This is a genomic window from Acinetobacter sp. G11 (assembly GCF_049808495.1).
In the GTDB taxonomy this organism is placed as follows: Bacteria; Pseudomonadota; Gammaproteobacteria; order Pseudomonadales; family Moraxellaceae; genus Acinetobacter; species Acinetobacter kookii.
In genome coordinates, this window is sequence record NZ_JBNCAT010000067.1 from 1 (window position 1) to 2,122 (window position 2,122).

Consider the following 2,122-nt stretch of genomic DNA (forward strand, 5'->3'; position numbering starts at 1 on the left):
ACGAAGGCAACAGATAAGGCGATTGTTTTGATAGTCTTATTCATGGTTATTTTCCTTTTTTCTAATTTTGAAGTACTTCTCGCTAAGCACTTCTTTTTATAATGGGAGCGAGCCCATTTTCATATTTCTTTTAATCACGCTGCGTGCTTGACCAGTAGTTTTCGACCACTCCCGGATTAACATCCCACAGCATCTGAGTCTTTTCATTGTCTTTTTCTTCATTCATTTTTTTTAAAGAAGATGAAGGCTTTTTCATACTGATATATTTAATCAAATCCTGTTTGCTCGGTTCAGACTCCCCTTCAGGATTTTCAATCAATTCAGACTCTTTTTTCTTGGGTGGCTGAGTATCTTTGCTGGGTGAATCGGTCGATTTATTTTTCTCATTGAGTGAATTCGTTTTATGTGATGACGATTCCAGAACAGTACTCGGTAAGTTTGCGGTACTTTGCTGCTGGCTTTGCTTATATTTATACAGTGCAACCGAACTTCGGGTTAAACTCAACTGGCCAAATTCAGGCGGTATTTGCGCGCGGCAACTTTCAAATGTTGCAGGTGGGATCACCTGACTAAGCAATTCAAAGGTGCCCAGATTCAGCATTTGACGCAGGGCAAAGTTGGTTGCCTCGCGTTCCCCTTTGCCAAGCTGAATATTTAACAAAGTATGCCCAGCAAATCTGCCTGCACTCAGACCATAATCCTGTGCAGCAATCTGTTTTTGCAGCGAAACATTGGCCACCACCTTACTGCTACGGGTATCGGTGAGAGACAAATCCAACCCCACCATAATGCGGGTTTGACTGTAATTCGGACCCACTCCACCAATCTGCATGTCCACACCGCCCCCCGGAATAAAGTCCAGACTGTTAATGCTACCCGTCACATAATAATCCGAAGCCTGGATTTGCCGTGGATCACGAATCCCCCACTTGGCCTCACTTTCGATAATCCGTGGATCGCGCCGGTTCAACAGGCTGACCCCGGCCTGAAACAAGGCGGACTGCACCATATCTCCCGCGCCCTGGGTCACCATTTTGCCACTGCCCCCATTGGTCACCACATCTTTGCCGGTCTGGTCCAGAATCGCGCCAACGGAAAAGCTGACATCACTGCGCAGTTGCCCCTTCAGGCAGGATAAAGCCATATCAAAAGGGGTAAAAATATCGGTAATTGGTGGCCCCTGTACCAGGCTGACCGGCTTCTTGTTTGAGGGCGCCAAGCCAGTACACCCGGTCATAAGTTGACTAAATATGACCAAAGCACTCACAGAAGATATTTTTCTTCTATTTAAAGGAAAGTTCAGCATAGTGAGCCTCCCGGTTGAGTGCTTAAGTTAGGGCATTGCTGATTATTTTGAGTGGTGGTGGAACTTAGAGTCCCATCATTCGTAGTATCATTGGAAATGTCTATACCGTTATTGGAACCATTAATATTTACATTGCTCGTAGCCGAATTCACTGTACCGATAGAGCTGGTCGAGGTGCTATTGATGGTGGTCTTTCCCAAGCCGGAATAATAATCAGAATCCTTGAGCTCGATCAGGTTTGCCTGCACCAGATTCTCATTGGAACGGGCACTTGACGATTTCCAGCGCTGACTCCATTCATCCGATGTGGCATAAGCATTGCCCAAAACACAGCAACAAAATAAACCCACATTGATCACTGATATTTTCATAATCATTACCCGTCCTTTGATCCAGGATGTTTATTTATTTTCTAATTAATAAGGTTTAATTTATATTAAAAATATTAAATCACATAAAAAAAACAAAAGGCAAAATTTATGAGGTTTTACATGCATTACGTTTACTATAACAAATTATCTTGTTGTTATAATTAATAAATTGTTAATTATTGTTTATTTTTGAATTGTAAGAAATCATTATGTAACAATTCCCTAAAATTAAAATTTACAACAAAATTTTAGTTTTAATAATATTTTTTATATATTAAAAAATCAAAATCTCATACACCAAAACTGCAATTATGAAAGCATTTTCAATTTTAAAAAGTTGTAAACTTTGATTTTATTGGAACTCTTTCCAAAATGTGACGTACTTCTATTTTTTATTAAAATATAATTAACCAATCACAATTAAGCGTATTTATAAAGTAATTCT

General features: G+C 40.0%; 2 protein-coding genes. Both read right to left on the reverse strand.

Features of this window, described 5'->3' with window-relative positions; genetic code table 11:
* Positions 1–130 precede the first annotated feature (130 nt).
* Positions 131–1,306: a CsgG/HfaB family protein gene (locus tag ACPUEY_RS13985; RefSeq protein ID WP_425122453.1), complete on the reverse strand. Its 1,176-nt coding sequence runs from the start codon at positions 1,304–1,306 to the stop codon at positions 131–133.
* Positions 1,300–1,677: a hypothetical protein gene (locus tag ACPUEY_RS13990; RefSeq protein ID WP_131273016.1), complete on the reverse strand. Its 378-nt coding sequence runs from the start codon at positions 1,675–1,677 to the stop codon at positions 1,300–1,302. The genes ACPUEY_RS13985 and ACPUEY_RS13990 overlap by 7 nt, the downstream gene beginning before the upstream one ends.
* Positions 1,678–2,122 lie beyond the last annotated feature (445 nt).

What these genes read in the sequence shown, in the direction of transcription:
- ACPUEY_RS13985 (WP_425122453.1), bottom strand. Translation starts at nt 1,306, where the DNA reads ATGCTGAACTTTCCTTTAAATAGAAGAAAAATATCTTCTGTGAGTGCT.
- ACPUEY_RS13990 (WP_131273016.1), bottom strand. Translation starts at nt 1,677, where the DNA reads ATGAAAATATCAGTGATCAATGTGGGTTTATTTTGTTGCTGTGTTTTG.